This window comes from Paraburkholderia youngii, assembly GCF_013366925.1.
Lineage (GTDB): Bacteria > Pseudomonadota > Gammaproteobacteria > Burkholderiales > Burkholderiaceae > Paraburkholderia > Paraburkholderia youngii.
The window spans coordinates 828,702-855,687 of the sequence record NZ_JAALDK010000002.1 but is presented as its reverse complement, the minus strand read 5'-3'; the positions used below and the strand labels follow the sequence as shown (position 1 = coordinate 855,687).

27 protein-coding genes are annotated in these 26,986 nt (G+C 62.7%); 17 read left to right on the top strand and 10 right to left on the bottom strand.

Translation table 11 applies throughout. The features are described from left to right. The first annotated feature begins 42 nt into the window (after positions 1-42). From G5S42_RS35245 to G5S42_RS35205, 9 genes are all read left to right on the top strand, one after another. Entirely contained in the window at positions 43-273 is a 231-nt protein-coding gene (locus G5S42_RS35245; protein ID WP_152851317.1) for a biotin/lipoyl-containing protein, read from the top strand. Beyond that, positions 227-1,141, top strand: a complete 915-nt coding sequence (locus tag G5S42_RS35240; RefSeq protein WP_246392293.1) for a 2-oxo acid dehydrogenase subunit E2 — start codon at positions 227-229, stop codon at positions 1,139-1,141. Before G5S42_RS35245 ends, G5S42_RS35240 begins: the two co-directional genes overlap by 47 nt. A 33-nt stretch (positions 1,142-1,174) precedes the next feature. After that, positions 1,175-2,707, top strand: coding sequence for a class I adenylate-forming enzyme family protein (locus G5S42_RS35235; RefSeq protein WP_176111354.1), 1,533 nt, complete (start codon positions 1,175-1,177; stop codon positions 2,705-2,707). Positions 2,708-2,739: 32 nt separating this feature from the next. Continuing rightward, positions 2,740-3,633 (top strand): crotonase/enoyl-CoA hydratase family protein, encoded by an 894-nt coding sequence (locus G5S42_RS35230; RefSeq protein WP_176111353.1) that lies wholly within the window; start codon positions 2,740-2,742, stop codon positions 3,631-3,633. Between the two features lie 48 nt (positions 3,634-3,681). After that, positions 3,682-4,461, top strand: coding sequence for an enoyl-CoA hydratase/isomerase family protein (locus G5S42_RS35225; protein WP_176111352.1), 780 nt, complete (start codon positions 3,682-3,684; stop codon positions 4,459-4,461). 78 nt (positions 4,462-4,539) lie between these two features. Then, positions 4,540-5,742, top strand: coding sequence for an acyl-CoA dehydrogenase family protein (locus tag G5S42_RS35220; protein ID WP_176111351.1), 1,203 nt, complete (start codon positions 4,540-4,542; stop codon positions 5,740-5,742). A gap of 2 nt (positions 5,743-5,744) precedes the next feature. Further along, entirely contained in the window at positions 5,745-6,866 is a 1,122-nt protein-coding gene (locus G5S42_RS35215; RefSeq protein ID WP_176111350.1) for an acyl-CoA dehydrogenase family protein, read from the top strand. A gap of 223 nt (positions 6,867-7,089) precedes the next feature. Further along, positions 7,090-7,923 carry an SDR family oxidoreductase gene (locus tag G5S42_RS35210; protein ID WP_176111349.1) on the top strand — a complete coding sequence of 278 codons (834 nt, stop codon included), beginning with the start codon at positions 7,090-7,092 and terminating at the stop codon, positions 7,921-7,923. After that, the gene (locus G5S42_RS35205; protein WP_176111348.1) at positions 7,920-8,498 is read left to right on the top strand and encodes a nuclear transport factor 2 family protein; all 579 of its coding nucleotides are present in this window, start codon (positions 7,920-7,922) and stop codon (positions 8,496-8,498) included. The genes G5S42_RS35210 and G5S42_RS35205 overlap by 4 nt, the downstream gene beginning before the upstream one ends. Positions 8,499-8,526: 28 nt before the next feature. On the opposite strand, the gene G5S42_RS35200 is transcribed toward G5S42_RS35205, so the two are convergent. The 4 genes from G5S42_RS35200 to G5S42_RS35185 form a co-directional block, all read right to left on the bottom strand. Next, the gene (locus tag G5S42_RS35200; RefSeq protein WP_176111347.1) at positions 8,527-9,297 is read right to left on the bottom strand and encodes an SDR family oxidoreductase; all 771 of its coding nucleotides are present in this window, start codon (positions 9,295-9,297) and stop codon (positions 8,527-8,529) included. Positions 9,298-9,308: 11 nt separating this feature from the next. Next, positions 9,309-9,629 (bottom strand): 2Fe-2S iron-sulfur cluster-binding protein, encoded by a 321-nt coding sequence (locus G5S42_RS35195; RefSeq protein ID WP_018436097.1) that lies wholly within the window; start codon positions 9,627-9,629, stop codon positions 9,309-9,311. Positions 9,630-9,650: 21 nt separating this feature from the next. Then, the gene (locus tag G5S42_RS35190) at positions 9,651-10,913 is read right to left on the bottom strand and encodes an NAD(P)/FAD-dependent oxidoreductase (RefSeq protein ID WP_176111346.1); all 1,263 of its coding nucleotides are present in this window, start codon (positions 10,911-10,913) and stop codon (positions 9,651-9,653) included. 98 nt (positions 10,914-11,011) lie between these two features. Then, positions 11,012-11,740, bottom strand: a complete 729-nt coding sequence (locus tag G5S42_RS35185; protein ID WP_176111345.1) for a TetR/AcrR family transcriptional regulator — start codon at positions 11,738-11,740, stop codon at positions 11,012-11,014. A 164-nt stretch (positions 11,741-11,904) separates the two neighbouring features. Between G5S42_RS35185 and G5S42_RS35180 the strand changes: the two genes are divergently transcribed. From G5S42_RS35180 to G5S42_RS35155, 6 genes are all read left to right on the top strand, one after another. Then, a complete protein-coding gene (locus G5S42_RS35180; protein ID WP_176111980.1) occupies positions 11,905-13,149 on the top strand; it encodes a cytochrome P450 in 1,245 nt (414 codons plus the stop codon). Between the two features lie 115 nt (positions 13,150-13,264). After that, positions 13,265-14,866 (top strand): GMC family oxidoreductase, encoded by a 1,602-nt coding sequence (locus G5S42_RS35175; RefSeq protein ID WP_176111344.1) that lies wholly within the window; start codon positions 13,265-13,267, stop codon positions 14,864-14,866. Next, positions 14,863-15,633 (top strand): enoyl-CoA hydratase/isomerase family protein, encoded by a 771-nt coding sequence (locus G5S42_RS35170; RefSeq protein WP_176111343.1) that lies wholly within the window; start codon positions 14,863-14,865, stop codon positions 15,631-15,633. Before G5S42_RS35175 ends, G5S42_RS35170 begins: the two co-directional genes overlap by 4 nt. 38 nt (positions 15,634-15,671) lie before the next feature. Continuing rightward, positions 15,672-16,838, top strand: coding sequence for a serine hydrolase domain-containing protein (locus G5S42_RS35165; protein WP_176111342.1), 1,167 nt, complete (start codon positions 15,672-15,674; stop codon positions 16,836-16,838). Between the two features lie 8 nt (positions 16,839-16,846). Then, positions 16,847-17,704 carry an HTD2 family dehydratase gene (locus G5S42_RS35160; RefSeq protein ID WP_176111979.1) on the top strand — a complete coding sequence of 286 codons (858 nt, stop codon included), beginning with the start codon at positions 16,847-16,849 and terminating at the stop codon, positions 17,702-17,704. Between the two features lie 62 nt (positions 17,705-17,766). Beyond that, positions 17,767-18,588, top strand: coding sequence for an HpcH/HpaI aldolase/citrate lyase family protein (locus tag G5S42_RS35155; protein ID WP_176111341.1), 822 nt, complete (start codon positions 17,767-17,769; stop codon positions 18,586-18,588). A gap of 75 nt (positions 18,589-18,663) precedes the next feature. Here the strand turns inward: G5S42_RS35155 and G5S42_RS35150 are convergent, their stop codons facing one another. Continuing rightward, the gene (locus G5S42_RS35150; protein ID WP_176111340.1) at positions 18,664-19,569 is read right to left on the bottom strand and encodes an SDR family NAD(P)-dependent oxidoreductase; all 906 of its coding nucleotides are present in this window, start codon (positions 19,567-19,569) and stop codon (positions 18,664-18,666) included. Between the two features lie 157 nt (positions 19,570-19,726). Between G5S42_RS35150 and G5S42_RS35145 the strand changes: the two genes are divergently transcribed. After that, positions 19,727-20,929, top strand: a complete 1,203-nt coding sequence (locus G5S42_RS35145; protein WP_176111339.1) for a cytochrome P450 — start codon at positions 19,727-19,729, stop codon at positions 20,927-20,929. Between the two features lie 33 nt (positions 20,930-20,962). Then, positions 20,963-21,133, top strand: a complete 171-nt coding sequence (locus tag G5S42_RS35140) for a rubredoxin (RefSeq protein WP_176111338.1) — start codon at positions 20,963-20,965, stop codon at positions 21,131-21,133. Between the two features lie 49 nt (positions 21,134-21,182). Here the strand turns inward: G5S42_RS35140 and G5S42_RS35135 are convergent, their stop codons facing one another. From G5S42_RS35135 to G5S42_RS35115, 5 genes are all read right to left on the bottom strand, one after another. Then, entirely contained in the window at positions 21,183-22,379 is a 1,197-nt protein-coding gene (locus G5S42_RS35135; RefSeq protein WP_176111337.1) for an acetyl-CoA C-acetyltransferase, read from the bottom strand. Between the two features lie 50 nt (positions 22,380-22,429). Further along, positions 22,430-23,722 carry an acetyl-CoA hydrolase/transferase family protein gene (locus G5S42_RS35130; RefSeq protein ID WP_176111336.1) on the bottom strand — a complete coding sequence of 431 codons (1,293 nt, stop codon included), beginning with the start codon at positions 23,720-23,722 and terminating at the stop codon, positions 22,430-22,432. Positions 23,723-23,735: 13 nt separating this feature from the next. Then, entirely contained in the window at positions 23,736-24,923 is a 1,188-nt protein-coding gene (locus G5S42_RS35125) for a CaiB/BaiF CoA transferase family protein (RefSeq protein WP_176111335.1), read from the bottom strand. Then, complete coding sequence (locus G5S42_RS35120; RefSeq protein ID WP_176111334.1) at positions 24,920-25,906, bottom strand: NAD(P)H-dependent flavin oxidoreductase; 987 nt, start codon at positions 25,904-25,906, stop codon at positions 24,920-24,922. The genes G5S42_RS35125 and G5S42_RS35120 overlap by 4 nt, the downstream gene beginning before the upstream one ends. 108 nt (positions 25,907-26,014) lie before the next feature. Beyond that, the gene (locus tag G5S42_RS35115) at positions 26,015-26,791 is read right to left on the bottom strand and encodes an enoyl-CoA hydratase (protein ID WP_176111978.1); all 777 of its coding nucleotides are present in this window, start codon (positions 26,789-26,791) and stop codon (positions 26,015-26,017) included. Positions 26,792-26,986 lie beyond the last annotated feature (195 nt).

The following is a 26,986-nucleotide window of genomic DNA, read 5'->3' as shown; positions in this document are numbered from 1 at the left end:
AGCACGCGCTCCCGGAATTTCCATCATCAATAGAGCAAGCTCATGACCACACAAGTTCTGCTGCCCAAACTGGGCTTTTCCATGAATGAAGGCACGCTGGCCGAATGGCTGGCGGAAGACGGCGCGACCGTGAGCGAAGGGCAGATTCTCTACGCGCTCGAGAGCGACAAATCGGTTCAGGAGGTCGAGTCGCCGGCGTCGGGCACGCTGCGCATCGTCGCCCAGGTTGGCGAAGTGTATCCCGTCGGCACGGTGCTGGCGGAAATCGTCTGATTGGCCGCAGGCCGGTCACCTTATTCAAGAGTCGTTTGAAGAGGCATCCGCGATGAGTGTCGAATCCGTAGCTGCCCGAGCGCAGTCCAACGTGAATACTGGTTCGGGCGAGGCCGCAGTCCCAGCATTTGGTGCGCATTTGCCGCCATGGCCGCAGGTCGATTTCGCCGAATTCGGCGAGGTAGAGGTCAAGCCGGTGTCGCGCATCCAGAAGCTCACAGGAGCCTTCCTGTCGCGCAACTGGCTGACGATTCCGCATGTGACCCACCATGACGATGCCGATATTACGTCGCTCGAAAGCTATCGCAAGGCGCGTAACGACGCGAATCCGGCGGTCAAGCTGACGCCGCTCGTCTTCCTGATCAAAGCCGTGGTGCGGGCTTTGCAAGAGTTCCCGCAATTCAACGCGTCGCTCGACGGTGACGGCAAAAACATCGTTCTGAAGAAGTACTTCCACATCGGGGTCGCCGTGGACACGCGCTTTGGATTGCTCGTGCCGGTGCTGCGCGATTGCGACAGGAAGAGTGTCGAAGAACTCTCGGTGGAACTTGCAGCAATTTCGCAGAAGGCCCGCGAAAAGGGACTATCGATGGCAGAGATGTCGGGGGGCTGCTTCTCGATCAGCTCGCTGGGCGGCTTCGGCGGGACTGGGTTTACGCCTATCGTCAATGCGCCTGAAGTGGCGATTCTCGGTGTGACTAAAACCCGGCTGGCGGCCGCGCCGGCGGATGACGGCGGCGTCAGCTGGCGCAAGATGCTGCCCTTGTCGCTCAGCTACGACCATCGCGTGATCAACGGAGCCGACGCGGCGCGCTTCGCTGCATTCATCGGCACCGTGCTGGCCGATCCACAGACGCTCGCAGGTTAACAGACGATCTGACACAACAACGACGGGATTGAGATGAGAACCCTTGGCGAGATGATCGAGCGAAACGCTCGCTTGCATGCCGACCACACGGCGCTCGTATATGCGGAACGGCGTCTGACGCACGCTCAGTTGGCGGAGCGTGCAAGACGCTTTTCGGGCGCGCTATATCAGCGTGGCCTGCGGCGTCAGGATCGGGTTGCGATCCTCGCAATGAACTGCGCGGAGTACTACGAGACCTACCGTGCGTGCGAGTGGGCCGGTTTTATTCTCGCGACCGTCAATTTTCGGCTGGCGCCCGCGGAGATTCTCTACATTCTGAAGGATGCGGCGCCCAAAGCGCTCGTCTTCGAGGCTCAGTATGCCGATGTCGTGGACGGACTGCGTTCGCAACTGCCCGGAATCGAGCAGTACATCTGCATCGGCGACGCGCCTGATTGGGCCGTTTCATTCGAGGCGGTGATGGAAGCCGGCCCAGTGGAAGGGCCGCCGATCCGCTCGAATCCCGAGGATTACGCGTATCTGATGTACACGAGCGGCACCACAGGGCGTCCCAAGGGTGTCGTGCGCACACACCATGCGATGTGCGTCACCGCGGAAAGCTGCGCGCTCGTGACGGAGTTTTCTGGCAAGACGCGTGTGCTGCAGACGACGCCGGCGTTTCATGTCGGAGGGATCGGCTTCGTCAATGCAGTCGCGTGGATGGGCGGCACGACGGTCATCCATCGAGCCTTCGATCCGAAGCAAATGCTCGAGACGATCGCGCAAGAGCGCATCACCTTCACGTTCATGGTTGCCGCGATGCTCCAGGCGGTCCTCGACGTGCCGGAGCTGTCGAGCTATGACGTGTCGAGCATCGAAAACATCGTCACCGCGGCTGCACCGGTGCCGCCGCCACTGCTTGTGCGTGGCATTCAGGTGCTCGGCCCCGTGTTTTCGGTTCAGTACGGTATGACCGAGAGCAATGCCTGCTGGTTGCCTGCGCATGAGGTGAAGCCTCAAGGGTCGCCGGAACAGGTACGGCGCCTCGCATCGGTGGGACGTCCGTGTCCCGGCATCGACCTGCGCATCGTCGACGATCACGGCAACGATCTGCCGCAAGGTCAGACCGGCGAGGTCTGGCTGCGCTCGCAGACGCAGTTGAGCGGCTACTGGAACAACAGCGTGGCGACGGTGGAAGCACTGCGCGACGGCTGGTACCGCTCGGGCGACATGGGCTACCAGGACAAGGACGGCTACATCTTCCTCGTCGACCGCAAGAAGGACATGATCATTTCCGGCGGCGAAAACATTTATAGCCGTGAAGTCGAAGATGCGCTGGGGCAGCATCCGGCGGTCATCGACGTGGCGGTGATCGGCGTGCCGCACGAGAAGTGGGGAGAAAGCGTGAAAGCGATCGTCGTGTTGCGGCGGGGCGAGCAAGCGGGCGAAGCCGAGCTGATCGAGTTCTGCCGCGGCCTGATCGCGAGCTACAAATGTCCGAAGGCCATCGCCTTCGTCGACGAGCTGCCGAGACTGCCGACCGGCAAGATCAGCAAGGTGAGCTTGCGCCAGCAGTTTGCCCAGTGAACGGCAATCGCCTCGTTTGGAGAGAATCGACCATGGCCAAATGGCTAAAGAGTTCGGAATGCGTGAAGTTCGAAGTAGCGGAACGGGTTGCGCGTATCACGCTGAATCGTCCGGACAAGCGCAACGCCATCAACAATCCGCTACTGCAGGAACTCAAAGCGGCGTTGCTCGAAGCCGACGACCTCAAATCGGTGAACGTGATCGTGCTGTCGGGAGCCGGCCGCGATTTCTGCGCGGGCTACGATCTCGTGACGACGTATTCGGACCGTGCCGCGGACGCCGTTGATCCGGGTGACTATCGCGGCACGATTCGCAGTTTCGACGACGACTGCTGGTCGATGGAGCGGCAGTCGGAGACGGTCAATCTGATGGCCGAAATCCACAAGCCGATCATCGCGCAGGTGCATGGCAACTGTCTTGCGGGCGGCACGGACCTGGCGCTCGCGTGCGACATGGTGATCGCCGCCGACGATGCGAGGATCGGTTTTCCCGCCACGCGTGCGAACGGCTCGCCGCCTGCGCATATGTGGTTCTATCACGTGGGCCCGCAGTGGGCGAAACGTCTGCTGCTATCTGGCGACTCGCTAACGGGCCGCGACGCCGCGAAGATTGGGCTGGTCATGGATGCGGTGCCGGCAGAACAGCTCGACGCGGAGGTGAACGAGCTGGCGCGCCGTCTGTCGTTCGTCGATGCCGATCTGTTGGCTGCGAATAAGCGCATCGTCAACCTCGGCCTGGAGTTGGCCGGCTCGCGCACGCTTCAACGCATTGCGGTCGAGAACGACGCCCGCGCTCACCAGAGCCAGGGGCCGCGGCGCGCGCAATTCAAGGCAGACATGGAAGCGGTTGGCCTCAAGGAGGCGCTCAAGCGCCGCGACGAGCCATTCGGCGACGGGATGATCCGGCTGCACGCTCGCGGCAGTTGACCCGTCGTTCGAAGCGACCCCTGCAACCCAAATGAAGATCGGAACATCATGGATGTTGAACTCACATTGAACGGCGCGGTTGCGACGCTGTGTCTGAACCGCCCCGAGAAGCTCAACGCGCTCACGCCGGAGATGCTCCACCTGATTCTCGGCCATCTCGATCGCATCGAACAGGACCCGGAGATTCGCGCGGTGATCCTCACCGGCGCAGGCCGCGCTTTTTGCGCCGGCGCCGACATCAAGGGCGGCGGCGCCGCGCCGCCGCAGATGAGCGTGGCGCACGCACGTGCATCGATGGCGGTGTACCAGAAGATCGCGCTGCGGTTGTACAACCTCAACAAGCCGATGGTCGCGGCGGTACGGGGTGTGGCGGTGGGAATTGCATGGAGCTTTGCGCTGTGCGCGGACCAGCTCGTCGTTTCCGACACTGCGCAGTTCATTCCCGCATTCCTGATGCGCGCCACCTTGCCTGAAGGTGGCATGGTGCATCTGCTCGCCCGTCATTGCGGCGAGTTTCGCGCGAAGGAAATCATGTATCTGAATCGCCGGCTGAGCGGCAAGGAAGCGCTCGATATGGGTCTGGCGAGTCATCTCGTCGAAGACGGTGACCTCGATGCGGCTGCCGAAAAGCTGGCTGGCGAGCTTGCGGCCGGCCCGACTCTTTCGCTCGGGCTGACCAAGCAGTTGTTCAGGTTGAACACGGGCAGCATGGAAGAGTTTCTTGCTCAGGAACTCAACGCGGTGGCGCTCGCGGTGAACTCGGAGGATGCGGCGGAGGGCCGGCTCGCGGCGAGAGAAAAGCGCGCACCCGCGTTCAGGGGCCGCTAGGCACAGACCCCGCACGAGCGCGGCACAGCGGCGCGGCAGAGCAGACAAACGAAGGCGAAAGAGATTCAGGAGTCAGGCATGCATTTCGGCTACAGCGAGGAAGACGAATCATTTCGTCAGGAAGTCAGGAAGTTTTTCAACGAGCATGCACCGGCCGACATCTCGCGCCGCTGGCGTGATGGCGTGCATCCGCCCACGCGCGATGACATCCGCAGATGGCAGCGCATTTTGTACGAGCGCGGCTGGGGCGCGCCCCATTGGCCGGCCGAGCATGGCGGCACTGACTGGAGCGCGTTGCGCAAGCACATCTTCATGGAAGAGCTGTACAACGCCGATGCGATGGACTACGGTTGGCAGTCCACTCAGATGGTTGCGCCCGTCATCATCGCGTTTGGCTCGGACTGGCAGAAGGAGCGTTTTCTCGGGCCTATCCTGCGTGGCGACGAGTTCTGGTGTCAAGGCTTCTCGGAACCGAACGCGGGCTCGGATCTGGCCGGACTGAAGACCACGGCCGTGCTCGACGGTGACGAGTACGTCATCAACGGCCAGAAGATCTGGACCAGCGACGCGACGATTGCCGATTGGGGATTCTTCCTCGTCAAGACCGATACGACCGTGAAGCCGCAACGCGGTATCTCCTTCCTGCTGGTCAGAATGGACACACCGGGCATCACGGTGCGTCCGATCGTCTCGATCGAGGGCGGCAAGGGGCTGAATGAAGTGTTCCTCGAGAACGTGCGCGTGCCGAAGGCGCATCTCGTGGGCGAGGCTGGCATGGGCTGGACCTATGCGAAGTATCTGCTCGAAAAGGAGCGCACGGCGAGCGCGTTCCTGTACTTCAACAAACGTGAGCTGCAACGCGCGAAAGACATCGCCGGACAGGAGACGGTGGACGGCGTGCGCCTGATCGATACGCCCGGGTTCGCGCGCAAGGTCGCGGAGGTCGAAGCGGACCTGATGGCGCTCGAATGGTCCGTGCTGCGCATCCTCGCTGAAGAGAAGAGCGAGCGCAATCTCGACGCTGTCGTCTCTGCGCTGAAGATCAGCGGCTCGGAGATGCAACAGCGTGTGACGCAGCTGCAAATGGACGCGCTCGGCCCTCGCGCGATACGTTTCGACGACCACAGCGAGCCAGATGGTGATCCGGTAGTCGACGAAAACTGGCCGGACTACATGGGTGGCCGCACGTCGGGCTATCTGATCGCTCGCGCATCCACCATCTATGGCGGCGCGCGCGAAGTGCAGAAGAACATCATTGCCAAGCTGGCATTTGGACTGTAGCCATGGACTTCAACTTCTCCGAAGAACAATTGATGCTGAAGGATGGCGCTGAGCGCTATGTCCAGCAGGAGTATGGATTCGAGGCGCGCACGCGCATCGCGGCGGGACAAGAAGGCTTCAGCCGCGATCATTGGCGCGCCTATGCGGAGCTTGGCTGGCTCGGTCTGACCATGCCGGAAGACGTCGGCGGTCTCGGTTGCTCGTTCGTCGAGACGGCGATCCTGATGGAGGCGCTGGGCCGCGGCATGGCGCTCGAGCCGGTCGTACAGACGGCGCTGCTTTGCGCGACGATCATCGAACGAGGCGATGCGCCGGCTCAGCGCGAGACGCTGCTTCCCGCCGTCATCGAGGGCAGGCTGCTGCTTTCGCTCGCGGATAGCGAAGCGGGCAGCCGGTACAAAGTGGGATGCCACGCCCGAACGCACGCGCTCAAGACAGCCTCGGGTTATCTGATCAGCGGGGCGAAGACGCTGGTGATCGCAGGCGCGTCGGCAGATCAGTTGCTCGTGACCGCGCGAGTCGAAGGTGCATCGCAGCGCGTGGGCGTTTTTCTCGTCGATCGACGCGCTGCGGGCGTGACGTGCCGTTCGTACCGCTTGCTCGATGGATCGCGTGCCGCGGATATCGACCTGCACGACGTCGAGCTCGGTGAGGATGCGCTGATCGTCGCCCCGGAACGCGCGCTGGAGGTGCTCACGCAAGCCACGGAACTGGCGATTCTCGCGAGCGTGGCCGAGAGCCTCGGCATGATGGAAGCGGTGATGGCGATCACCTCGGAGTACATCAAGGGACGCTCGCAGTTCGGCCAGCCTATCGGCAAGTTCCAGGCGTTGCAGCACCGCATGGCGGAGATGTTCGTCGCCACCCAGGAGGCGCGCTCGATGCTGTACTGCGGGATCGCCCACCTGAACAGCCCGGCGGCCGAACGCAGCCGCATGATCTCGGCGGCCAAGGCCGTTGCCGCGCGCGCCAATCGCTTCGTTTGCGCGCAGGGCATCCAGTTGCACGGTGGCATGGGGCTCACCGAGGAATATCCGGTGGGGCACTACTTCCGCAAGATGACGATGATGGAGAAGATGTTTGGCGATATCGACTTTCATCTCGACCGCGTTGCGGCCGGCTGATCGAGTCGCCGTTATGCCGCAATTATCGTTCGATGGACAAGTCGCCATAGTGACGGGTGCGTTCGGTCGCGTGGACGGCTTTTCCTGGCCTCCGAGGCATGCAATTTTGTCAATGGCGCCGTGATCTACGGTGATGGTGGTCAGCACACAGCGGGCCCGGTCCTCAATCCCGGCAAGCTTTCACTGACCACTCAATAACGATCGCTTACCGAGGAGGATGAGGATGCAGCGTGTCAAGGACAAGATAGCTATTGTGACCGGGGCCGCGTCGGGCATCGGCGCGGCCTGTGCTGCGAGACTCGCGGATGAGGGCGCGCTGCTCGTCGTGGCGGACCTCAATCTCGAAGGCGCACAGGAGCAGGTTCGTCGCATCGAGGAGTCCGGCGGCCGGGCGGTTGCGACGCGTGTCGATATTGGCGACGAAGGTTCGATCGATGCGATGTTCGAGTTGACGCTCAAGACCTGGGGCGGCCTCGATATTCTGCACAACAACGCCGCGGCCACGTCGCTTTCCAGTACCGTCGATGCGGCAGTCGAGACAGTCGACGTGGCTGTCTGGGACGACACGATGCGCATCAATCTTCGCGGCACCATGCTGGCTTCCCGGCGTGCGCTGCCGCTGATGCGGGCACGTGGTGGCGGTTCGATCATCAATACCTCGTCGGGTTCCGCTCAAGCGGGTGCTCTGGGGTATAGCGCATATGGTGTCTGCAAGGCCGGTATCGAGAACCTGACGCGCTACATCGCCGCGCAGCACGGTAAGGAGGGAATACGCTGCAACGCGATTGCTCCCGGCCTGATCGTCACGCCGGTGACCCAGGCATACTACGCGGGCGTGCTCGGGGAGATGATGTTGAGCCACCATCTGACGCCGCGGCTCGGGCAGCCCGAAGACATTGCGCACGCGGTGATATATCTCGCTTCGGATGAAGCAGCGTTCGTCACCGGCCAGGTGTTTAACGTCGATGGCGGGCTTCTTTCGCACCAGCCTTACTATGCGGACGAAATCCGTGCGCGCTCGGCGGCGACGACCAACGTTGCGAAGGGGGCGGCATGACGACGGATTCCAGTCTTCCTGCGCGTATCGAGCGCATCGAGGCGCAGCTTGCTATACAACAGTTGCCGGTGCGATACGCGCTTGCGGTCGATTCGCGCGATCTGGACAGTCTGGTGCAGCTGTTCGCCGAAGACGTCAACTGTGGCCGATGGGGCGTGGGGCGCGCGGCGCTGAAGACCTTCTATGGGTCCGAGCATATTTTGCGCGGCTTTTACCGCAGCATTCACCAGATCTGCGGCCACACAGTCGATTTCATCGACGCCGACCATGCAACGGGAAGCGTCTATTGTCGCGCGGAGCATGAGGACAACGGTGCGTGGGTGGTGATGGCCATCTGCTACTTCGACCACTACGTGCGGCGCGATGGGCAATGGTACTTCGAGCGTCGCGACGAACAGCACTGGTATTCGACGGATTGGCTCGAGCGCCCCGGTGCGCCGCGCTTCCAGAACTGGCCCGGCAAGTATGAAGGCGACCGGTATCAGCCGCGCCTTCCGCAGAGTTTTCCTACGTGGGCAACCTTCTGGAGCGCGAGCGAACAGCACGCCATCGACGCTTTGACGAAGGCGCCGTAAGCACGGCAGCGTCCGCGGCTCTTGCGCGTTACAGCGCGGCTTCTCCACGCAAGAGCACGTCGGCACCGCCGTCGGCGAAGGGGACTTGGCCCACCATGTAGCCATTGGCTGGACTCGCAAGGAATGCGAGGAGCGGCACGATCTGCTCGGCGGTGGCGTAATTGGGTACGACGGTGGGCACGCCGGCGGCAAGCGCCTCGCGACCTTCGGCGGTTTCCAGCAGCGGCGCGACCATCGGCGTCTTCACGATGCCCGGCGCGACACCATTGAGCAACACGCCCTTGTCGGCCCAACCGGGCAGCACTGCCGTGCGCCGTATCCACTGCGTCAGCGCGCGCTTGGATGACGCATAGCCTTGTGCGCCGATCTTTGCAGCTTGCTCGCGTGCCGCGGCTTCGTTGCCGTCGAGGCATAACTCGACGAGGCGTGCATCGACCGGATGAAGCGATGCGAGCGATGAGATCACCACGGCGCGTGGCTCCCTTGCGCGATGCAGCAGCGGCAACAGGCGTGGCAACAGATCAGTAACGCCGAAGTAATTCACCGACACCAGCGTGTCGCCGGGCACCGGCGGCGACACGCCGGCGCAGGCGACCACCGCATCGATCGACGGTGTGATCTGCTGTACGCGCGCGACCAGCGCTGCGCGCTGCGCCGGGACAGTGAGGTCCGCGCAAACTTCCGCATCGCGGAGATCGACGCCGATCACCCGTTCGCCGAGCGCGGTCAAATGCCGGGCCAGCGCCGCGCCCATGCCCGATGCGGCGCCGGTGATCAGCGTCGTGCGCGGAACCTTCATGTCCGTCACGCTTACGCAGCCACGCCGGGCAGATGGACGACCAATCCGTCCAGCTCCGGCGTCACGAAGATCTGGCATGTCAGACGGCTGTTTTCGCGCACGTCCATCGCACAGGTGAGCATGTCGACTTCATAGGATTCGGCCGCTGGCATGTGGCTGCTCCAGGCCTCGTCGACGTACGCATGGCAGGTTGCGCAGCTGCAGCTGCCGCCACAGTCGCCGAGAATGCCGGGGATCTGGTTGTTGACTGCCGTTTGCATCACGGAATCGCCAACGGTGGCGCTCACGGCGGCTTCGCTGCCGTCCGGCTGAATGAATCGAATGAGCGGCATGGCTTCTGAACCTCTGAAAAATTAGTTGGACTGGGGAAGCAGACTCTTCAACGGGATCGATTCGTCGGCGAGATCGGCCGCGCGGACTGGAATCTTCTCGGCAACGAATCGCTTGGCCAGCACGAATTCGGGCACGCGACTGACCGTATCGGCTGCGAGCATGACGCCGTCTTTCAGATAAAACGCTGAGAACGAGCGGGTATCGGGATTGCCGCGCAAAACGAACTCGTCGTAGCCGTGGGACAAGCCGACCATCTTGAGCTTCAGATCGTATTGATCGGACCAGAACCACGGCACGCTGTTGTAGACGCGCTCCTTGCCACACAACGAGGCAGCCGCGGTGCGGGCCTGCTCCAGCGCGTTGGGCACCGACTCGAGCCGCAGGCGCCGGCCGAGCGAAGGGTTGGGGTGGTTGGTGCAATCCCCGACCGCGAAAATATTCGGATCGGACGTGCGGGTGTATTCGTCGACCACGATGCCGTTGTCGACGGCCAGGCCGGCTGCTTCTGCAAGTTCGGTGGCGGGCTCCAGTCCCACGCCGACGATGACGAGATCCGCAGCGACGCGCGTGCCGTCCGCGCAGCACACGGCCGCGACCGCGTCGCCCGACGCGTCGAGTTCGAACTCACTGACGATCGCGTTGGTGCGGATGTCGACGCCGGCCTCGCGGTGCACTTTCTCGTAGAACGCGGAAAGCTCGGGCGCCGTGACGCGCGCGAGGACGCGGGGCAATGCTTCGAGCACGGTGACGTGCAAGCCGCGCTTCACGGCTACGGCAGCCACCTCCAGTCCGACATATCCGCCGCCGATGATCACGAGGCGCGAGCCGGCATGAAACTGGTTTCGAATGCGCGCGACGTGATCGAGCGTGCGAAGGTAGTGAAAGTTCTGCAGCTTCTCGATCGTTTCGATACCGGGCAACGCCAGGCGCCGCGCGCGCCCGCCGGTAGCCAGAACGAGTTTCGTATAGCCGATTTCGCTGCCGTTGGAGAGCGTGACCCGTTTCGCGTCACGGTCGATGCATTGCGCGCGCACATTCGGAATGAATTCGACACGCGCTTTGTCGTACGTCGACAGCGGTTTCAGGTAGAGCTGCTCGGCGGTCGATTCGCCCGACAGAAATGCCTTGGAGAGCGGTGGCCGTTGATACGGCAAGTGGGATTCTTCCCCAACCATCACGATGCGCCCCGTCCATCCCTGTTCGCGGATCGCGGTCGCGCATTCCCCCGCTGCGTGACCCGCCCCGACGATCAGTGCGGTGTTCTCTGCGTCTCCAGCTGTCATGAAGCCAACTCCATCTCATACGGCCACAAGTTCGCTGCGGCCAGATTCTGCGAATAGTGTTCTAAATTGTGAACGACCGTCGTTGCTGCTGTCAATGCTCATGAACCCCGCTGAGCCGCCGTGGAGCTGACCATCCCCTCGATGCCGCCAACCGCGAAACGGATCAGGTAGGTGCGCATGCGCTCGATATGCGCCGTCGCGAGTGCCCGTGTTCTGGATCGCGCTTCCTGCGCGTAAAGCTCGTTGAGCACGAGATGAAACACGGACTCGACGAAATGCTGCACCAGTTCGACGGTCTCCCGCGTGGCATGAGGAAGCGCGTTGGCGAAGGCGTCACGATAGCGCGCGGCCGCCGGCGCGTATTGGTCATAAAACGGCGCCGTGAGGTCGGGGCGCTCCAGAAGGCAGCCAATCTGGGTCAGCAGGCGCAGGTAGTTTCGCCACCCCGGATCGCCGCTCGTCAGATGCGCGAAAGCCGGTGCGGAAAGTGCGGTCACGATCGTCTCGACATCGGGAAGCTTGCCTCGCAGCGGCACGAGTCCGGCCTCGAGCGATTCGATGACCTGCCGGCTGATCACGGCCGCGCGACGGCCGATCGCCTGTTGAAACAGCGCGTCTTTGCTGCCGAAGTGGTAGCGCGCGAGGCTCAGCTCCATGCCACAGCTCTGCATGATGTCGCGAATCGATGTGCCGAAGTAGCCGTGCATCGCGAACAGCCGCTCGGCCGTATCGAGAATGCGCTCTGGCGTCGTGCTGCGCGCCGTGGCGCGCGGCTCATTGATGGCAGTCGCCGGGCTGCTCGCGGCGTGAGTGGTTCTGGACGGCATGGTTTCCCTTTCATGGCGGGTGCGGATCGGACAGTGCGCGATCCCTTTCAGCGAATGATAAAACGATCTTGCACATTCGTGCAAAATCGAACATAGTTCAGCTATCGGCACGTCGCTACCACGCAGAGGTGCCTTTAAATGAACGATTAATGGAGACAGGAACCATGGCGGGCGCGCTGCAACTCGAGGACTTCGACGATCCCAAGTTCAACCCCTTTTTCGAGGATTCGCTCGCTTTCGGCGCCGATCCTAACCCGTATCCGCGGATTGCCGAGCTCCGCGAGAAAGGCTCGGTTCAGAAGGGCGACTACCGTGTGCTGATGGGCGCGGCAGCGGATCTGACGATGTCCGATGTCGCGCATTACTGCGTATTCGGATACGACGAGGTAGCGCAGGTGCTCGGAGATCCGGTCACCTTCTCGAACAAGTCTTACGAGCGCAATATCGGCATCAGCTTCGGACGCAGCATCTCGACGATGGACGCGCCCGAGCACCCGCGCTACCGCCGCATCTTCCAGAAGGCCTTTTTGCCGCACACGGTGGCAGCATGGGGCGATACGCTGGTCGATCCGGTCGTGAACGAACTGATGTCGAAGTTCATGGAGCGCGGACATGCGGATCTCGTCAACGAGTTCACGCTTCACTATCCGTTCAATATCATCTACCGCCAACTGGCATTGCCGCCGGAAGACGTCAAGATCTTCCACAAGCTGGCGATCGCGCAGACGCTGGTTTCGATCGATGTGGCGCACGGTGTGGAGGCGTCGACGAAGCTGGGTGCTTATTTCGCTCGACTCGTCGAGGAGCGCCGCAGCAATCCGGGCGATGATCTCGTCAGTTCGCTGGCCATCGCGGAAGTCGATGGCGAGTTGCTGCCGGACGAGGTCGTCATTTCGTTTCTGCGTCAATTGGTGAATGCGGGCGGTGACACCACGTATCGCGCAACCAGCGTGCTGCTGCTCGCGCTGTTGCGCGATCCCGCGCAGCTTGAAGCGGTGCGCGAGGATCGCACGCTGGTCGCGCAGGCGATCGAGGAGGCTCTGCGCTGGGATGGCCCCGTGTTGATGCAATCGCGTATGGCCTCGCGTGACGTCACGCTCGGCGGTGTGGAGATTCCGGCGGGCGCATTTCTCGACGTGTTGGCGGGAAGCGCCAATCGCGACCCCAATCGCTTCCCCGATCCGGACAGGTTCGACATCTATCGAAAGCCTGCGCACCGGCACTTCGCATTCGCGTATGGCCCGCACGTATGCATCGGCCAGCACCTTGCGCGCGTGGAAATGACGCGCGCGCTCAACGCGATTCTCGATCGCCTGCCCAATCTTCGCCTCGATCCGGCCGCGGCAGCTCCACAGATCAATGGAATCATGATGCGCGTTCCGCATTCGATTCCCGTCGTCTTCGGCTAACCAGAACAGCGCCAGCCTCGCGTGTCGTGGACGAGGCTGGCCGACAAGGCACGTGTGGCGGCCCAGCTCACGAGGTAGCGCTGGTCCGCACGCACGGACGGTGGAGAACGCATAGATGATCGAGTTTGACTTTATCGTGATTGGCGCCGGTGCCGCAGGTTGCGTGCTGGCCAATCGTCTTTCGGAAAGCGGGCGCCATTCAGTGCTGCTGATCGAGGCAGGTCCGGAAGATCGCAATCCGTTGATCCGAATGCCTAAAGGCTTCGGAAAGCTGCTGGGCGATCCAGCTCATGCCTGGTTCATTCCGGTGCAGCCCGATGACGGGAACGGGCATCGCAACGAAATCTGGCTGCGCGGCAAGATGCTCGGTGGTTCCAGCAGCATCAACGGCATGGTGTATATGCGGGGTCATCCAGAAGACTACGACGGATGGGCCGAGCTGGGCGTCGAGGGATGGAGCTGGCAGAATCTGGCGCCGTGCTTCCGGCGCATTGAGGATCACGCGCTCGGCGCCGATGAGCTACGAGGCGAGGGTGGACCGCTGAAAGTGTCGCAGTACGCGCAGCGCAATCGTATCGGCGACGCCGTGCTCGAAGCGTGCCGGTCGCTCGGCGTGAGGCGCGTTGAAGATATCAACAGGCTCGATCATGAGGGCGTGGCCTATCTGATCTATACGATACGCAACGGTCGCCGGCAAAGCTCGGCCGAAGCCTTTCTGAAACCTGCGAGGACGCGCAAGAATCTGACCGTCGTTACCGGCACGCAAGCCGCGCGAATCGTGTTCGACGGCACGCGCGCCGTCGGCGTCCAGTGCGAAAGCGCGGGGCAGCAGATCGCTTACCGGGCGCGCCGCGAGGTCGTGCTGTCGGCGGGCGCGCTCGAGTCGCCGCGGCTTTTGCAGCTTTCGGGCATTGGCGATCCAGTCCATTTGCAGTCGCTCGGCATTCCTGTCGTGGCGGCGAATCCGGGTGTCGGACGGAACATGCGCGAGCACTATCTGTATATGGTGCAGGCGCGTCTGCAGCATTGGCGCGATTCGCAGAACCGGCAGTTCAGCGGCATGCGGCTATGGCGTAACGCGATGCAGTATTTTCTGTTCCGCCGTGGCGTGATGTCGCTCGGCTCGTATCAGGTGGGTGGTTTCGTCAAGACCGCGCCCGATGCGAAGCGTCCCGACGTTCAATTGATGATGGCGCCGTACTCGATGGATTTCGGCGCGGCGGGTTACGCGTTCGAGTCGTTCCCGGGCATGCAGCTCTTCAGCTATCCACTGCGTCCACGCAGCGAGGGGCACGTCAGGCTCCAGTCGTCGGACCCGCGCGTGCCGCCTGAAGTCGTCGCGAACTACCTTGCCGATCCGTACGACCAGCAGATGGCCGTCAATGCGTTCCGGCTCATGCGCAACGTGCTGGCCGCCGAGCCGCTCAGGAGTCTGCTGGTGGGGGAGACACGGCCCGGCCTCGCTGTCCAGACCGATGACGAAATTCTTGACCTCTACCGGCGCGACGGCCAATCCGGTTTTCACGCATGCGGCACTTGCAGGATGGGCTCGGACCCGCTTGCCGTGCTCGATTCGCGGCTGCGCGTGCGCGGTGTCGAAGGCCTGCGGGTGATGGATCTGTCCGTCACACCCACGATGATCTCCGGCAACACGAACGGCCCGATGATGTCGATGGCATGGCGCGCCGCCGGGCTGATCCTGGAGGACGCGCGATGAGTTGCCTTGAGGACTATAAGGGGCACTTTTCGAATATCGAATTCGAGCGACGCGACGGTGTTTTGCAGGTGCGCCTGCATACGGATGGCGGCCCGCTGAAGTGGGGCGCACTCGAACGCAGCATTCACAGCCAGCTAGGCGAGGCGTTCTATCAGATCGCACGCGACCTCGACAATCGCGTGGTCATCCTGACCGGAACCGGCGATTCGTTCTGCGACGCGATGAATTACGCCGAGTTGCCGGCGGAGCCGCTTTCGCAAGTCTGGCCGCGCTTGCAACGCGAGGGGCAAGACTTGCTGATGCAACTGCTGGACATTCCGGTTCCGGTTATCGGCGCGATCAACGGGCCTGCGCATATTCATGCCGAGCTGCTGGCGCTGTCCGACATCGTGCTCGCCTCCAGCCACGCAGAAATCTCGGATCAGGCGCACTTCATTCACGGCGTCGTGCCCGCGGACGGCGTGCAGATCGTCTGGCCGATGCTGATCGGCCACAACCGCGCCCGCCACTTTCTGCTCACCGGCGAGCGCATCAGTGCGCAACGTGCGTGGGAGCTTGGTGTAGTCGGCGAAGTCGTCGCGTCCGACACGTTGCTCGAACGCGCCTGGCAAATCGCGCGCGAAATCGCGGCGAAGCCGGTCGAAACGTTGCGATACACGCGCGCGGTCTTTACGCAGCCGTTCAAGCGTCGCATGGTCGCCGAACTGGGCTATGGGCTCGCGCTCGAAGGGCTTGCCGGTATCGCCGCGCAGTCCGGCAGAACGTAGCCCGTCAACGCGACATGTTCACAAATGGGAGACCCGATATGACATTGGCAGTGCAAGCATCAACGCAGCGCAGCGCGATCGTTCAGCAGGCGCTCGACCGCGCGACGCGCGAAGGCGGTGAGATCGGCGTGCAGGTGGCGGCTTATCTGAACGGCAAACTCGTGATCGACGCATGGAGCGGCGTGGCCGATCCGTCCACCGGCCGTCCTGTCGATGGCGACACGCTCTTCAATGTCTATTCGGTAACGAAGGCCGTTGCGGCAACCGCGTTGCACATCCTGGTTGACCGCGGCCTGATCGAGTACGACGCGCCGGTGACGCGCTACTGGCCGGAGTACGGCGCGCACGGCAAGGAGAAAACCACGGTGCGCGATGTGCTGACTCATCGCGCGTGCGTGCCGCAAATGCCTGCAGACGTCACGCCGGAGCTGATGTGCGACTGGCACTGGATGACCCGCGCGATCGCAAACCTGGAGCCGCTTGCCGAGCCGGGGACGAAGACGCTGTACCTTTCGATGACATTCGGCTGGATCGTTGGCGAGCTGGTGCGACGTGCCGATCCGAAGAAGCGCTCACTGGGCCGTTTCGTCCGGGAAGAGATCGCGATGCCGCTAGGCATCGAAGATCTATGGATTGGCATCCCTGACGAAGTCGAACCGCGCATCGCACGTCTCACCGATGCGATGGTGCCGGTTCCCGCGGAGTACCTGCCGCCGCTATTCCTGCGCTCGATGCCCGAACAGGTTGCATTGACGCCGCAAGTGTTCGAGCGTCCGGACGTGCGGCGCGCGGAAGTGGCGGGTGTTGGCGGGATCTTCAATGCGCGCAGCGAGGCGCGCTTCTGGGCGATGCTCGCATGTGGCGGTGAGTTGGACGGCGTGAGGATACTGTCGAAGGAACTCGTCGCCACGCTGAATACGCCACGTGCCAATAGCGAAGAGCCCGACCCGGTGATGTTCGGCTTTCCGATTCCGATCACGATCGGTGGCTTCTGGTTCGGCGGCAACCATCCGCCGGTGACGGCGGCGCGGTCGCCGCGCGCGTTGTGCCATCCGGGACAGGGCAATTCGATCGGCTGGGCGGACCCGGACACCGGGCTCGCCGTCGCGATTTGCCATAACAAGCTGTTCAACCCGACCACGCCGGAAGAAGACCCACTGCTTCCGATCGCTGCGGCGATTCGCAACGCGCTGGATCTGGAGTGAGCGGCACCATGGTCATGGATATCGCGTATTTGCAGCAATGGACCGGGCGCACGGAGGAAGTGAAGGACCAGCTCACCCTCACGCCGATGACAGCGCTCGGCGCCGTGCTAGACCGGGACGACCTGCCCGCGGCAGCTGGCGATGAGTTGCCGCCGTTGTGGCACTGGCTCTATTTTCTGCCGGTTCATCGTCAGTCGATGGTCGGGCTCGACGGGCATCCGAAGCGTGGCGGTTTCCTGCCGCCGATCGACTTGCCTCGCCGCATGTGGGCGGGCAGTCAACTCGAGTTTCTACGGCCGCTGAGAGCGGGCAGCGCGATCACCCGACTTTCTTCGATCGAGAGCGTAGCTCACAAGCAGGGGCGCACCGGCGATCTGGTGTTCGTCAAGGTCAAGCACGAAGTCAGTGATGCGAATGGCGTTGCGCTCGTAGAACGCCAGGATATCGTGTATCGCGATCATCCGGTTGCTGGCGAGAAGCCGGCGGCGTCACAGGCCGCGCCCGCAGGCGCCCATTGGGCCCGCGAGATCAATCCCGATTCCGTGCTGCTGTTCCGCTATTCGGCACTGACGTTGAATGGTCATCGCATTCACTACGATCGGCCTTACGCAACCGGCGAAGAGGGCTACGAGGGTCTCGTCGTGCATGGCCCGCTGCTCGCCACGCTACTCATGGACTCGCTGAGATCGGAACTGCCGGGCGCGCGCGTCGGAGCGTTTTCGTTCCGCGCAATCAAACCGGTGGTGGACACTTCGCCTTTCTATGTTTGCGGAAAGCGAGACGAATCCGACCCTGGCAAAGTGAGCTTGTGGATCGCTGGTAGTGACGGGTCATTGCGGATGGATGCCACGGCTGTTCTCAGCTGATCGTTGAGTCCGGTCCGCCGGCGGGTACGCCGTAGCCGGGCCGGGCGCTGAATGGGAGACTTATGCGTTCGTTTCTTTTTGTGCCGGGAAGCAAGCCCGAAAGATTCGCCAAGGCGCTCGCGGCAGGCGCCGATGCGGTGATCGTTGACCTGGAGGACGCCGTTGCAGACGCGGACAAAGCGTCGGCGCGAGCCCATGTTGCCGATGCGGTACGAACATTTTCGGCATCGCCAGTTTGCGTGCTGTTGCGCATCAATGGCGCTGGAACGCAGTGGTTCGACGAGGACCTGTCACTTGCCGCGTTCGATGAGATCGATGGCGTCGTGTTGCCCAAGGCGGAGACGCCGGCTGCGTTGACCGCCGTAGCGGCGGCAACGACGAAGCCAATCTGGCCGATCATCGAATCCGCCGCGGGCGTCTGGAATGCGTTGGAGGTGGCACGCATGCCGGGCGTCGAGCGGCTGGTCTTCGGCTCGGTCGACTTCGAGCTCGATCTGGATTGCGACGGCTCATGGGACGCGTTGCTGCACGCGCGTTCGCGTATCGTGCTGGCTTCGCGCGTCGCTGGAATTGAAAGTCCGGTCGATGGCGTCACCGTGGCGATCGACGACGAGCGGCAACTCGCCGAGGACTCGTCGAAGGCGCGATCGCTGGGTTTTGGCGGCAAGCTGTGCATTCATCCGCGCCAGGTCAAGGCGGTCAACGCCGCTTTCAGCCCGAGCGCGGATCAGATTGCCAAGGCGCGGCGGATCGTCGAAGCGTATGAGCGGGCGGAAGGCGGGGCAGTGTCCGTCGATGGACGGATGGTGGACTTGCCCGTGTTGCTCAAGGCAAGACGTATCGTCAGCGCGTCCAAAAAGGTGCGCGATTCGGCAGAGGGGTGAGAGATGCGGCGGAGTGAGCGCTGCATCGCCCGCGCCGCCACTTCAAGGGGTGACGCGGGAGTGTTGCAATTTGGCTTACACCGGGTCCCACGGCGTGAGCGCCATGGAAGGCACGTTCGGGAAGAAACTCGCTTCGAACGCCGGCATGACCTGCTCGGCAATCGCTTCGGGCGTCCAGCCGCCGTCGCGATGCAGCGAGCGGATCATCCGGATCTGGTTGAAGAAGTAGATCTCGTTGGCGCGCACGCCGAAGATCTGTCCCGACACCTTCGCGGCCTGGTCGGAAGCGAGGTAGACCGCGAGCGGCGCGATCTTGCGCGATTCCATGCGCTTGAGAACTTCGACGCGTGCCTTTTGCTCAGGCGTCTCCGAGGGGATCGAGGCCGTCATCGCGGTCCATGCCCACGGTGCGATGCAGTTCGAGCGCACGTTGAATTTGGCCATGTCGAGGGCAATCGACTTCGACAGACCGACGACACCCATCTTGGCGGCCGAGTAGTTGGCCTGTCCGATGTTGCCGATCAGACCCGACGTGGAGGTCATATGAACGAAGCTGCCGCCGTTTTGCGCCTTGAAATGCGGAGCCGCGGCGCGTGCCACGAAAAACGACCCGTTCAGATGAACGTCGACGACGGCTTTCCACTCATCGAGGCTCATGTTGAAAAACATACGGTCGCGCACGATGCCGGCGTTGTTGACCACACAGTCGATGCGGCCGAACGTGTCCAGCGCGGCCTGCACGATCTTCTGCGCGGAGTCCCATTCGGCCACGCTGTCCGTGGAAGCAACCGCTTGGCCGCCGGCCTCCTTGATTTCCGCGACGACGCGCTGTGCGGCGAATTCGCCGGTTTCGGCGTTGCGACCGAGGTCGTTGACGACGACCTTGGCGCCGTTCGCCGCGAATTGCAGCGCGAAATCGCGCCCGATGCCGGCACCCGCACCCGTTACCACTACCACCTTGTCCTTGACGAAATCGCTCACTCTTGTCTCCGTTCGATACAGGCGTTGATGTTGAAAAGCTCGCCCACGTATAATAACAAAAACTGAACGCCGTTGCAGAATATGAACGATATTGATTTGACAACGCGTGTGTAGCGATTCATCCATTCGAAGACGACAAAATGAAAGGAGACGCGCAATGAACGACATGAAAGGCTGGACCGTGCCGGACCATGTTCCGCGGGAACTCGTGGTCGATTTCGACTATATGAATCCGCCCGGTGCCGAAGACGACGTCCATCGGGCGTGGAAGACGCTGCATACGGGTCCCGATATCGTCTGGTCTCCGTACTATGGCGGCCACTGGATCGCCACCCGCGGCGAAGACATCGAGGCGATGCAGAAGGACCATACCCGTTTTTCGCATCGCAGCGTCAACATCCCGCCGCTCAATGAAACGCAGCTCGTGCCGCTGGAACTCGACCCGCCCGAACATACCCAGTACCGCAACCTGATCACGCCCGCTTTTCTGCCGCAAGCTATCGCGTCGCTGGAAAGCGACGTGCGCAGCCTCGCAATCGAGCTGATCGAAAAAATCGCTCCACGAGGCGAATGCGAGTTCGTGTCGGAGTTCTCGAAGATCTTGCCGATCGTGATTTTCCTGCGTCTGGCCGATCTCCCGTTGAGCGATCGCGGACAATTGCTCGAATGGGCGGAATGGGCCGTGCGCGGCAATGTCGAGCAGCGCAACGAATCCCAGCACCGGCTGATTGGCTATATTTCCACCTGGGTGGAAAAGCGCAAGGCAGAGGCGGGCGGCGATCTCGTCAGCCTGATCGCGAACGCGCAGATCGACGGCAAACCGATCAGCCCTGAGCGGATGTTCGGCATGTTCATCGTCGTGCTGTTCGGCGGCCTCGATACCGTCGCATCGATGATGGGTTTCATCGCGCGTTTCCTCGCGGAGAACCCGGCTCATCGGCGCCAGCTAATCGAAAATCCAGAACTGATGGTTTCGTCAGTCGATGAGATGATTCGTCGCTTTGGCGTGGCGAACACCGCGCGGCTCATCACGCAGGACATGGAATACAAGGGCATCCAGTTCAGGAAGGGTGACCAGATTCAATTGCCGAATTCGCTCTTTGGCCTCGACGACCGCAAGTTCAGCGATCCGCTCGCCGTCGACCTGACGCGCAAGCCAGTGCTTCACGCGGCGTTCGGCAACGGCCCGCATCGCTGCCCGGGGTCGTTCCTTGCGCGTACGGAGATCAAGGTTTTCCTGCAGGAGTGGCTCAAACGCATTCCCGATTTTCGTATTCGCGAGGGCGACAAGCCGCGATGCGGTTCGGGCTCCGTCAACGGCATGCTTTATCTGCCGCTCGTCTGGGACGTAGCACCCTGAAGTATCCCCACCCTCAACGACTCATCGACGATCATGAAAAAGTGGCAATGCATCTTTTGCGGTTTCTACTACGACGAAGCAGCGGGACTTCCGGCGGAGGGCATCGCGCCAGGCACTCGTTGGGAAGACATTCCGGATGACTGGGCATGTCCTGAATGCGGGGCGACCAAGGCTGACTTCGTGATGATCGAGGTCGAGGTCTAAGCGTTCGGACACGCGCACGGCGTCGAGCCGTGCGCTTCATAGCCCCGGGTCAGGCGCGCTCGAACACGGCGGCAATACCCTGGCCGCCGCCGATGCACATGGTCTCGAGCGCATAGCGCCCCTTTCGGCGCGTCAACTCGTGCAACAGCGTGGTCATGATCCGCACGCCCGTTGTGCCGATCGGGTGACCGAGCGATATGCCCGAGCCATTTACGTTGAGCCGGTCTATGTCGTGCCAGTTCCAGCCTTTGAGGACAGCCAGTACCTGGCATGCGAACGCTTCATTCACCTCGACGAGATCCATCTGATCGAGCGTAAGACCGGTGCGCATCATCAGCTTCTGCACTGCGGGCACGGGACCGATGCCCATCCGTGACGGCTCGCAGCCCGCCGCGGCCCATCCCGTCAGCCATGCCATAGGCTCGAGTCCGAGCTCTTCGAGGCGGTCTTCCGCAACAACGAGGCAGGCTGCGGCCGCATCGTTCTGCTGGCTGGAGTTACCTGCGGTGACCGTTCCACCCGGCATCAACGCGCGAAGCTTGCCGAGGCTTTCCATACTGGCGTCCGCACGGAATCCTTCGTCTTTGGAAAACAGCAGCGGCTCGCCTTTTTTCTGCGGAACGCTGACCGCAACGACCTCTTCGGCCATATGGCCCGACTCCCACGCTGCCGCGGCGCGCTGATGGCTGCGCAGCGCGAACTCGTCGGCGGCCTCGCGACTGATGCCATAGTCGATGGCGAGATTTTCTGCGGTCTCGATCATGCCGGAGATATAGCCGAAACGTGATTCCGGCTGCGAGCGCTCGCGGCCGCGCGCGAGCCGGTCGTGAAACTGCACGGAGCCGGAGCGGGCGCCCCAGCGCATGTCCGTGCTGTAGTACTCGATGTTGCTCATGCTCTCCACGCCGCCAGCCAGCACGACGTCCGCAGCACCGGTCTGCACCATCATCGCGGCGGTGGCGAGCGCCTGCAGGCCGCCGCCGCAGCGGCGGTCCAGTTGCATGCCAGGCACGTCGACGGGCAGGCCGGCCTGCAGCGCGATCCAGCGGCCTACGCACGGCGTTTCGCTGTTTGCATACGATTGTGCGAAGACGACATCGTCGATGCGAGCGGGGTCGAGCCCTGCACGCCGGATCGTTTCGTTCGCGACGAGTGCACCGAGCTCTTCGACGCTAACGCCGCGCAGGCTACCACCAAAGGTGCCCACGGGCGTTCGTACAGGGGAGACAATTGCCGCGCGTTTCATGGGACGTTTCCTTGCAAAGTTCGAGGTTGCGGATGCGGGTGTGCTTGCGATCAGGCAACGAGCGTCGCGCTTCCGGTGCGATGAGGGGGCAGGGCGCTCGCCATCTGATCGAGAGCGCCGCGATGATCCGGATGGGCGATCGCCAGCATGCGTTCGCGCCGTTGCCGCAGCGTCAGGCCGCGCAGATCGGCTACGCCGTATTCGGTCACCACGATGGCGGCGTCGCTGCGTGGCGTGCTAACCGGTCCATTCAACGACGCGACGATGCGGCTGGCGCCCTTGCTTGCGGTAGACGGCAATGCGATGACTGGAACGCCGCCACGCGAGCGCCGCGCGCCGCGCAGAAAATCCAGTGCGCCGCCCACCGCGCCCACATACACGCCACCGGCAACCTCGGCGTTGATCTGGCCGCTCAGATCGACTTCCACAGCCGAGTTGATGGCGACGAAGCGCTCGATGCTTGCGAGTACGTTCGCGTCGTGCGTGTAGCGGGTCGAACGGAACTCGACGGCGTCGTTGCGATGCGCGAACTCGTGAATGCGACGGCCGCCCATCATCACGCCTGCAATGGTCTTGCCCGCGTCGATGGTCTTGCGCGCATTGTTGATCACGCCGATTTCCATCAGATCGGCGACTTTGTCCCCGATCGTGCCGGAATGAATGCCGAGGTCGCGCCGATCGCCGAGGCAAGCGAGGATCGCTTCGGGAATCGCGCCGAGGCCGAGTTGAATCGTGGCGCCGTCTTCGATCAAAGCGGCCGTGTTTTGTGCGATCGCCTGATCCGTCGCGCTTGCCGCGCTTGACGAACTCTCGGGCAAAGCGCGTGATGTCGGGAGAATGAAGTCGATCTCGTCGTCGCGAAGATATCGTTCGCCGTAAGTCCAGGGTGCCTGTTCATTGACCTCCGCAACGATGACGCGCGCGCGCTCGAGCGCAGGGATCAGATACTCATGCGCGACCGACAGGCTATAGCGGCCTTGCGAATCGGGGGGCGCCAACTGCAGCAGCAGCACGTCGATCGCAAGCTGACCCGAGTCCATCATCTCCGGGAACTGCGAATAGTGGCACGGAAGAATGTCGAGCGCGCCAGCCTTGGCCAGTGCGCGGTTGGAGCCGCTGCCGCAGTACGAAACGAAATCGATGCAGTCGGCGTGCTCGGGGCGGCACGTGTCGTAGTTGCTGGCACCGAGAAAAACCCGGAACGCGCCGACAGCATGCCGTTGCTCGAGCAGCTTGCGGGTGAGCGCAAGAGGCTCCGCGTTCGATTGGCCCCATGTGACAGTGTCGCCGCGACGGATGATGGACGCAAAGTCGATGGCGTCCGCCTCTAGCAGAATGGGCATGATGTTGTTCGCGTCAATTGGCGGCTTGCGCAAAGTCATGCGCTTCGTTGTGCTGCCCCCGCACGGCGCCCGAGGCAACGAGTTCCGCGATCCGGTCTTCGCTGTAGCCGATGCTGTGCAGGACGATCTCCGCATGCTCGCCCAGTCCCGGAACCGCGAGCGGTGGCGACGCGGGCTCCATGCGGAAATGAATCGGGCTCGCTACGTGGGCGCGTCCGGACGGATCGGTCTGGACCATTCTTCGCTCATGAGCATGTGGATGGTTTAGCGCCTCCGCGGTCGAGAGCACCGGCGCGACGCTGACGTTCCGGCCTTTGAACCAATCGAGCCATTCATCGAGCGTGCGCGTGATGAATGTTTGCGTCAGGAATGCTCGAACGCGCATCTGGCCTTCACCGGCCGGCCCGGTCGCGTCGGCGACCAGGTCGGGACGGCCGAGCGGCGTAAGAAGGTTGCTGGCAAAACTGTATTCCCGGCCGCCCAGGCAGAGCCATTTGGAATCGGCGGTCTCGTAGGTGCTGAGCATCGCGAGTCCGCTATCGCCCTCGGTCGCTTCCCAGGATTGCCCGGCCGGCATGTTGAGCAAACGGCCGCTCAGGTACGGCTGTGCCGTGAGCGCCGCATCGAACAGCGACACGTCGATGTAGTCGCCGCGCCCGGTTTCCCGGGCGCGCAGCAGCGCCATCAACACAGCGGACAATGCCGTCAGCGAACCGGCCAGCGCGGCGAGCGACGGTCCCGTGGCAATCGGCATTCCCCGCTCATCGCGCGGCAGCGTACCCGCAAGCGATTGAACTACCGGATCGTGTGCGGGCAATTGACAGAGCGGGCCGGTCTGGCCGAATGCGGTAATCGCGCAATAAACGACCTTCGGGTTGGTGCGGCTCACCGTGTCGTAGTCGATGCCAAGGCGAGCAGCGACGCCCGGCCTCGACGATTCAATGACGACGTCGGCCTCGTTCAGCAGCTTTAGCGCGACCTCGCGTCCGTCTGGATGCTTCAGGTCGAGGCCGATGCTGCGCTTGCCGCGGTTGATCGCCGCGAAGAAAGCGCCGTCCGTGCCGGGTGCGCCGCGCGTCGGGTCGCCGGTGACCGGTTCGACCTTGATGACTTGCGCCCCGTGATCGGCGAGGTTGGCAGCGAGGAACGGACCCGGCATGAACTGCGACAGGTCCACGACGCGAAGGCCGGTCAGTTTCATGCCAGAGCAGCGCTGAAGCCTAGCTGGCGTTGGGCAATCGCGGCGGCTTCCTTGACGATGCGGCCGATCAATTCCGCGCAGGTCGGCAAATCGTGAATGAGGCCTGTGACGATACCGGCGGGGAAAGCGCCGCCTTCGACTTCTCCTGTAGCGAACGCATCCATCCAGCGCTGTGCTCCGGTCAGTGCGGACAGGTCAGAGTGCGTCACGTTTTTGCTGCGCTCAAGTTCGAGCGCGGCGAGGCTCACGCTATTCTTGACCACGCGGCTCGGGTCCCCGATCGAGCGGCCCAACAGGACGGTATCGCGCTCGGTCGCTTCCAGCAGACGTTGCTTGATCGCTGGGTGGACCGGCGATTCTTGCGTGAGCATGAAACGCGTACCCATGTTGATGCCATCCGCGCCGAGCGCGAGAGCCGCCATCAGGCCGCGCCCATCGGCGAAGCCCCCGGACGCGAGAATCGGCACCTTGAGCTTTTCGGCTGCGGCGGGAATCAGGATTAGTCCGGGGATATCGTCTTCGCCAGGGTGCCCCGCGCATTCGAACCCGTTGATGCTGACGACGTCTGCGCCGAGCGATTCGGCCTTCACCGCATGGCGAACCGTGACGCACTTATGCACGACCTTAACGCCATGTGCCTTGAACTCGGCGATGTATTTCGCGGGGTTGCTGCCAGCCGTTTCAACGACCTGGACGCCCTGGGACACGATCGTGCGAACATACGCGTCATAGTCGAGACCGGCATTCGCGCCGAGAACGGTCAGGTTGACGCCAAAGGGCTTATCCGTGAGCGAACGCACCTTGTCGATTTCGCGCGCGAGTGCATCGGCGCTTGCATGGGTGTGCGCGGAGATGAACCCGAGCCCTCCCGCGTTCCCCACGGCCGCCGCCAGTTCGGCTCGCGCCACCCAGCGCATACCGCCCTGAATGATGGGATATTGAATGCCGAGTAATTCAGTAATGCGGTTGACATACGGTTTCATCGCGCGCCTGTAATCTTGGATAGGGAGTGTGGGTGCCAGAGAAATGCGCCTGACGCGCGTGACCTGGCGTGCTCGGTTTGCCACGATGCGCGTGGCGTTCTTGGCGATTCAACAATCGCGAAACTGGGGTTTGCGCTTTTCGGCGAAGGCTGCCATGCCTTCCTTTCGATCTGCAGTGGCGAAGGTCGAATAGGCCATGCGCCGCTCGAACAGGATGCCTTCCGCGAGGCTGGATTCGTAGGCGCGGTTCACACATTCTTTCGCCATCGCCACGACGGGTTGCGAATATCGCGCTATTTCATCGGCCGTTTTCAGTGCTTCTTCGACGAGCGTGCCGACCGGCAGGATGCGGCTTACGAGGCCGCATCGTTCGGCCTCGACGGCGTCCATCTTGCGGCCGGTGAGGATCATCTCCATCGCCTTCGATTTGCCGAGCACGCGCGTGAGGCGTTGGGTGCCGCCAGCGCCGGGAATGGTCGCCAGCGTGATTTCGGGCAGGGCGAAACGGGCGTTGTCGGCGGCGAGAATGAAGTCGCACATCATGGCCAGTTCGCAGCCTCCGCCCAACGCAAGACCCGCGACCGCCGCGATGACCGGCTTGCGGCAACGCGCGGTGCGTTCCCAGTTAGACGTGATGAACTGATTCTTGTAGACGTCCATGTACGTCCATTCGTTCATCATCTTGATATCGGCTCCGGCGGCGAACGCCTTTTCGCTGCCGGTCAGCACGATCGCGCCGATGGCGGGATCGGCTTCAAAGTCGTCGAGTGCTGCCGTCAGCTCGTCCATCAGCTGGTTGTTCAGCGCGTTGTAGGCTTGCGGACGGTTCAGCCTGAGCAAGCCGGCTTTTCCGTGCGTTTCGACGATGATCGTCTCGTAGGCCATGCTTCTTCCTTGAGGGAATGAGGGGCAACGCTGCTCGCGCGTGGTTCGTGGGCCGCGGCGCGCCGTTCGGGTTACGTCAAAGCGTACCGCACGTTGCCAATTATTTGAACGACGTTTATGATTCTGAATGTGAGGCCCGGCTTTGTCAATTGAGCGCGAGGGCAGATTCACTAACGGGAAACACCGCGAGGAGAC